This window comes from Clostridia bacterium (assembly GCA_036562685.1).
Lineage (GTDB): Bacteria > Bacillota > Clostridia > Christensenellales > DUVY01 > DUVY01.
Genome location: DATCJR010000117.1, coordinates 1 through 7,034, shown reverse-complemented (window position 1 = coordinate 7,034; position 7,034 = coordinate 1). Strand labels below are relative to the sequence as shown.

Annotated in this window: 7 protein-coding genes; 1 reads left to right on the top strand and 6 read right to left on the bottom strand. The window is 34.8% G+C overall.

The annotated features are described in order from the left end of the window. Positions 1-662: prohibitin family protein (locus tag VIL26_05400; GenBank protein ID HEY8390368.1), on the bottom strand; the 662-nt coding region annotated here is incomplete at its 3' end. Between the two features lie 186 nt (positions 663-848). On the opposite strand from VIL26_05400, the gene VIL26_05395 reads away from it, so the two are divergent. Then, positions 849-1,655 carry a mechanosensitive ion channel domain-containing protein gene (locus VIL26_05395; GenBank protein ID HEY8390367.1) on the top strand — a complete coding sequence of 269 codons (807 nt, stop codon included), beginning with the start codon at positions 849-851 and terminating at the stop codon, positions 1,653-1,655. A 71-nt stretch (positions 1,656-1,726) separates the two neighbouring features. Here VIL26_05395 and VIL26_05390 read toward each other — a convergent pair whose 3' ends face one another. The 5 genes from VIL26_05390 to VIL26_05370 form a co-directional block, all read right to left on the bottom strand. Then, positions 1,727-1,963, bottom strand: a complete 237-nt coding sequence (locus tag VIL26_05390) for a helix-turn-helix transcriptional regulator (GenBank protein HEY8390366.1) — start codon at positions 1,961-1,963, stop codon at positions 1,727-1,729. Between the two features lie 346 nt (positions 1,964-2,309). Continuing rightward, a complete protein-coding gene (gene rsgA / locus VIL26_05385) occupies positions 2,310-3,377 on the bottom strand; it encodes a ribosome small subunit-dependent GTPase A (protein HEY8390365.1) in 1,068 nt (355 codons plus the stop codon). A 291-nt stretch (positions 3,378-3,668) separates the two neighbouring features. Further along, positions 3,669-4,256, bottom strand: coding sequence for a cupin domain-containing protein (locus tag VIL26_05380; protein ID HEY8390364.1), 588 nt, complete (start codon positions 4,254-4,256; stop codon positions 3,669-3,671). 370 nt (positions 4,257-4,626) lie between these two features. Beyond that, the gene (locus VIL26_05375) at positions 4,627-6,399 is read right to left on the bottom strand and encodes a hypothetical protein (protein ID HEY8390363.1); all 1,773 of its coding nucleotides are present in this window, start codon (positions 6,397-6,399) and stop codon (positions 4,627-4,629) included. 254 nt (positions 6,400-6,653) lie between these two features. Next, the gene (locus tag VIL26_05370) at positions 6,654-6,986 is read right to left on the bottom strand and encodes a hypothetical protein (protein HEY8390362.1); all 333 of its coding nucleotides are present in this window, start codon (positions 6,984-6,986) and stop codon (positions 6,654-6,656) included. Positions 6,987-7,034 lie beyond the last annotated feature (48 nt).

Below are 7,034 nucleotides of genomic sequence, written 5' to 3'. Positions count from 1 at the left end.
TCTGCCAAATAATTTTGATATGCAACCTGCTTATCTTCTACCGCTTTTTCATATTCTGAACTAAAGCTAATATCCTTTAGCGTTACATTGACTATATCCACAAAAAATAGCGGGCTTTTTTGGATAAGCTGTTCTCTGATTTTGCTTTCTATTTCATCACGCTTTTGGATGACCTCGTTGACATCCTTTTCAATTTCATTGCCGTTAGAATCTTGTGTAATTTCGGTCTTGCTTGCAGAATATTCTTTGAATATATTCTTTGACTCTGAATAGAACATAGGAGTAAGCTTTTGTTCAAGCTGATTCATAGTTACAAAATTTATAAATACCTGATAAACATTGTCTTTATCAAGCTGATATTGCACAGTTAGTTCATAGCTTACAAGCTGAGTGTCCCAAGTGTATGCTTCGTATGTGTTTTCGTACTGCTGTACTCTGGTGTTGTATCTGTAAACCTTGGATGTAAAAGGCGCTTTTAAATTAACACCTGCTGTAAATTGTGATTTGTACTTTCCAAAATTGGTATAAACACCAATTTCGCTTTGGTCAATAACGGTGATAGATGAAAATAATAAAATCAAAACTACCAAAAATCCTACGCTAGCGCCTATTATGATTTTTGCTGTTTTGCTCAACGGTTTTGCAGTAAATTGCTGTTTCATTGCTTCCCTCCAAAAATGATTTCAAAATGATTATAACAATATTTATAAAAAAAGCCTTTAAAAATACTATTAAAAAACGATTAAAAAATTCTAATTAAAAAATTCTAATATAAATTAATATCGTGTTTATGTATCTTTTTTACCAAAATTTAGATAAACACATCTATTTTATCAAATAATAAAAATATGATTTCGTGGAAAAATGTCTTGGATTTTATTGCTTCAGCAGGACTTAAGATTTTGGCTGCAGGAGTGTTGCTGGCAGTAGGATTATTTTTAATAAAATACCTTATTAAGCTTATTTTAAAATCAAGAGGATTCAAAAAACTTGATGCCAGTATTCAAGGCTTCCTCAAGGGCTTTATCTCTATTTCTCTAAAAACTATACTCATTATATCCGTAGTCAGCGTTTTGGGCGTTCCTCTTACTTCTGTTTTGGCAGCGTTTGCATCTGCAGGTCTTGCGATAGGACTTGCTTTGCAGGGCGCATTATCCAATCTTGCCGGCGGTTTTATGATTTTGATTTTCAAGCCTTTTAAGACAGGAGATTATATTGATAACGGAACGCACGAAGGTACTGTGGAATCAATAACGATTTTTTATACCAAGTTAGTAACAATAGACAACAAGCTTATCACTATCCCAAACAAATCGATAATTGAAACAGCATTGACCAATTATTCTGCCAAAGATACGCGGCGGATTGACCTGAAATTCCGCGCCCCACTTGATTGTGATATAGAAAAGGTTAAGAGAATTTTGTATGATATTGCTTTTAATCATCCGTTAACGCTAAAAGATCCGCTGCCTTTTGCAAGAGTGTATTCTCATAAAGACAATTGGCTGGAATTTGTATTGAAAATCTGGACACCCAGAGTAGATTATTGGACTGTTTATTATGACATCATTGAAGAGGTTAAAAAGCAGTTTGACAAAGAAGGTATCACTATACCTTATCAGCAATTAGAAGTACATATAAATCAAAAAAGATAATTATTTAACATCCAATTTTTTATCTTACAACCATGATAACTTTATTTTATATAAATTCTATTTGAACCTTATTAATATCTGTTTCCGTTTTCATCTTCAAGACCTATCAGATAATCAGCAGAAACATCAAAAATATCACATAGTATTTTGATTTGCTCAACACCTGGCTCAGCAAGTCCTTGTTCCCAGCTTGCATAACCTGTTTTGGACATATTGAGCAACTTCGCAACTTGTGCTTGTGTCAAATCTTTGGTTTTTCTTAATTCTTTTAGTCTGTTCTTAAATTCCATTTCAATATAAATATACAAAAATTTAGTATTTTTGTGTTGACAGTACTAATATTTAGTACTATAATAAACATGTACTAAAATTTAGTATTAAATAGATGTGAGCCCATATGTTAAAGCTAAATGAATTTTTTGAAAATGCAGATATTAATACTTTTTGCAAAATAACTGATATCAACGGGAAAGTTCTGATATTCAATAGATCAGTATATGAAATTTCAAAATTATATGAACAGTACTTGGAATATCATATAATTAGTTATTCGATTAAAGACAATTGCTTATATATTATTCTTGATATTGATTTTAAAAGATAATAACCAAATCTTACATAGCAAGATTTGGTTATTATCTTTATCTTTATCTTTCAGCGGTTTTTGTCTTTATCTTTTACATAATTCATAGTTTGCTTCATTTTGTTAACGCCGCCGAACATGTTTTTGATTTTTTCTCGTTCTAACTGGCGAAAGTTCAGGTTCATATAACCGATTTCTTTTTTGAGCTTTTTATAACTCTCAAGACGTTCTTTTGATAAATCTCCGTTTTCTATCGCTGCTTTTACCGCGCAACCAGGTTCTGTATTGTGAGTGCAATCCCGAAATCTACAAAAATAGGCAAGCGTTTCTATATCTTCAAAAGATTTTGAAATATCAGCCGAACTAAGCTGCAGTTCTCTCATGCCTGGCGTATCTATCACTATTCCTCCTTCAGGCAAAAGCAGTAATTGGCGGTGTGTAGTGGTGTGCCGTCCTTTGCCATCTTTTCGGATTTCGCCGGTGTCTAAGATATCTTCTTTCATCAATTTGTTGATAAGCGTGGATTTACCAACGCCTGAAGATCCTATAAATGCTACGGTCTTGCTGCTGTCAATATGTTTTAAAACTTCATCATAACCGTAACCGTTAAGCGCGGAGCAAACAATAACATCAATGCCTATGGTTATGGCAGCTATTTCGGCTAATTTGGTTTGGATATCATCACATAGATCGGCTTTTGTCAACACAACGACAGGTGTTGCCATACTGTCCCATGCTGCAGTCATATACCGTTCAAGCCTGCGCAAAGAAAAATCTTCATTAAGCGACATACAGATAAAAATAATATCTATGTTAGCCGCTACAATCTGCTGTGCAGAAATCTCAGTACCTGCTGATTTTCGAATAAAAGCGCTCTTTCGATTTAAAACCTGATGTATTATTGCGGTAGGGTTGGCATAATCAATCATTACCCAATCGCCTACTGCTGGAAAATCTGTACTTTGTCTGGCACGATATGCTAGCTTTCCTGAAACGACAGCCGTCATTTCACCGTTTTGTGTAATTACTTTGTATAAATCACGATGCTGTTCGCTGACTCTTGCAAGCTGCAAGCTGTCAAAAAGTCGGGCTTGCTGTTCAAAATAAGGCGTAAGCCCGTATTTTTTCAAAAACTCCATTTTTCCTCCAAAATTTTTTAATCGGCTTTTTTGGAGGGCAAAAGCAAGGTTTTAGATTTCTTTCCCCTCCAGGTTAAATACACTCTCAAAAACTCTTAATAACATAAAATCATTACCTCCTTTTGCTAGGATTTTATATAAGTATAGCATAAAAAAGTTTATTGTTTAATCGGAAAAAAGGTTAGTAGCATTAAAAATAAAAGAAAAATCTATAAATTAAATATCAAATAAGCCCTATATCTTAATGATATAAGGCTTTTTTCTTTTAATAAACTTCTTTATGCAAAGCTATTAATATACTTTTTCTTCCTCTTCTTCGGTATAAATAAACTTAGTAGAAGTTGGTTGTGCGCTTGTATAGCTTGCTTCGGCTTCTTCAGCTTCGGCTTTTGTGCGATGAACTGTTCCGAAAGGATGTTCAGGCGGAGCATAAATTGAGAACAGTTTCAACGGCGTATTGCCCACATTAATTATGTTATGCCAAGTTTTAGCAGGAACTATTATGGCGTAATTGGGGAAAACATTTTCAGAAAAACTGAGGTTTTCTTTGGTTTTGCCCATCATGACTTTTCCTTTTCCGCTCATGACCATCAGAAATTGGTCTGTATCAGGATGAACTTCTAGACCTATATCTTCGCCAGGACGGATGCTCATTAAGGTAACTTGAAGATGTTCGCCTGTCCATAAAGCTGTTCTGAAATTCTGGTTAACCAAAGCAGCTTTTTCAATATTGACCACTAAAGGTGCTCGGCCATAATCTCTCAGCTGGTTGCTGGACTCTTGGGTTTCTTGCCTTCTGGGCGGAGTGTAATCCTTTTTTTCTTGTTCGTTTTTGGGCTTAACAGGATCCTTATTAAAAAAATTAATTGGATAAGACATTATGTAAAATTGCCTCCTTTTTTATAAAACTATCCCATTATATGCCCGCATACAATGTTATGTTAAAAAATCTAGCACCTGCAAAATGAATAACAGCGAAAGCAAAAGAAAATGGTATTAGCATAAAGCACTAATACCAAATTAAACTCAAAAATATTTTTAGATGATTAATTCCTTTTTTATTTATATTAATTTTTAGGTATATATTCATCAAAAGCATTTTTATATTGAATTTATATGTAATCGCCTTTAATATTGCTTGATGATAACTTATAACATTACATGGAACAAAAGAGCTTTATGACTTTGAAAATGCAAATGTTATTTGCTGTAAACCTATAAAATTATAAATGCTTCTTCCTATAACTTTTTACACCATTTTATTCTCTATAACTAAGTTCTCATATTTGCCGTTGAGATAAATTTTATTTACCTTAACAGTTTTTACATCTTTGGGCAAAACAGGATTTAATATATAACCTTTTTCATCAAAAGAAATATTTATAATACCGTCTGTAATTATGCGGCAGAAAAGTCCGCTCTCTGCGCTCAAATGCCTCATTCCGCCTTCGGGATACGCTTCTATTGCATAGGGGACATGTTCGCCAAGCAGTCTAGTGACACAAAACTCTCTTAGCTTATTCCATGCCCGCTCGCTGTCTCCCATACGGAACAAAGAAGCGATATAATATAAGGCGCTTCTGTCCCACAAAATTTTCTCTCCTTCAGTAGAGCGACAGCTTCCCTCAGTCCATAATTTTTGGTCAATACTATCGGCTGTTTGTTTGGCTCTATCTAAAATCCCCATATAAACAGGCAGGCAGTTCCATGCTCGTATCACATCGCAATTCTTATGATAATGATAAGTTTGGTATCCTGACACTTTTCCGCCAAAATAATTTTCAATTCCGTTTCTTATCTTTTTCTGCAGTTCAAGGAACTTTTGAGCTTCTTGGTGTTTTTCCATGCGCTTTAACAGTGTTGCGTAATACCCAAATGCGCCATAAGAAAGCGATGATGTGTTCAAGTTAATGCCGGAAGAAAGACGGTTTTCTAGTTCATCTGTATCAGAAACTACCACACCGTCAGAATTGATCTTACGGATAATATATTCTGCGCACCATTCAAGCGCCTTTTTTTGTCTTTCATCAGGAAGTTGTCCTCGAGTAAGCAAAAAGCGGCTTAGTCCATACAGATACATTGACGCATCACCGCGGTCCCCTGCTCCGTTCCAATAATCTTTTCCGCAGGCAATTATGCTGCTTGGAATAGGCAAATATTCATCGTTCATAAAAGGCTCATACCAGCGGAATGAATTGATTGTTGATTCAACTGCTTTTTCGTCCCCTGTAAACGCAAACCACGGTGCTACATATTCACACTGGTCATTGCACCACACAGCCGCGTAATACGACATACCGCCTGGACAATGGATTAAGCCTTTTTCTGTACGGAACAGACTTTCTCCTGATCGGATTTTGGCAAATGCAAACATCGTGTCCACGATTTCGTCGCCCGTAGTTACATCCACTTGAGATAGAAGTTCTGTTATTCTTGCGCGACGTTTTAGCAAAGGATTTTTTTCTATAGGAACTTGTTCATTATTAAGCCTTGCCAAGTAGGCAAATATTATAGTAACTGTCTCTCCTGCATGAATAGCCCTACAAGGTGCATTGCTTATGCGTTCTGCTACCGCATAGCCCTCGCATGCAATGCGCATATCGAATCGTTTTTTGTCTTCCCAATAAGGCGTTGCATCAATATTGCCAAGGTTGGTTATTTCAATCTGTTCGTAAAAAATTGGAAGCGTGGTAGAAGGATAAAAGCTGCGCGAAATTTTAAGATCGCCAGCCATAGAAAAAATAGTCAGCACGCCGTCAAGTTCAACTCTTAAGAATTGTTCTTTTTCACCAAATTTTATTGATTCAAGATTGCATTCTGGCTGATAAGATCCAAAAGTGTTGTTTGGCTGAATACGTATCATAGGAAATGCAAATTGTCTTTTATATGCAGGAACACCGTCTTTTACCGAATATGTAATAACAGCCGAAACCTGTTCTCCGCTCATTTCGATATGATCGCTGTGCCCTTCAAAATTTTCACTCGCAATTTTTTTCTTGTTCTCTACAATGTACCATCGCATTTTTTTATCCTTTGTTATTTTTCTAAAGTTAGCCATAAGGCTCACTATTTTATTTATCAAAATTGATTTATTCATTATAACATCTTATGATAATCAATCAAAGTTCCATAACTATTAATTCATTTAAAAAACATTTTTTTAAGTTATAAAAATGATATAAAAAAAGCCCTATATCTTGTGATATAGGGCTTTTAGAATGTATGTGTGGGACAAAATCTCGTTTTTAGGGTATGTGTGTGGGACAAAAAGTATTTTTATAAACCGAGTATAGTAAAACACTCATATTCCTTAAATACCTTTTGCGCCCATATATCCGCTTCCTTATATACTTCCTGCGACGTAATATCTTTATCTAAAACAATTTCTCCTATTTTACGCCATTGAGAAAGAGTTATTTCCGTTTCTCCAAACGCATTAAAATTAACAACTTCTATCAAGGAAAGTTCAAAACCTTCCGCTTTATACATTAAATCATCGTGCAAAAATATTGAATCGTCCCTCCAGAAAGTTTTGTTATCCCATTTGCCTTTATAAAACTCATAATAACAAGTTCCTTTTCGTTGAGAGTTGTTTACAAATAAAATCATTAACCTTCCCCTTCCTACAAAATTAAATCTTATCAATATTATAACAAA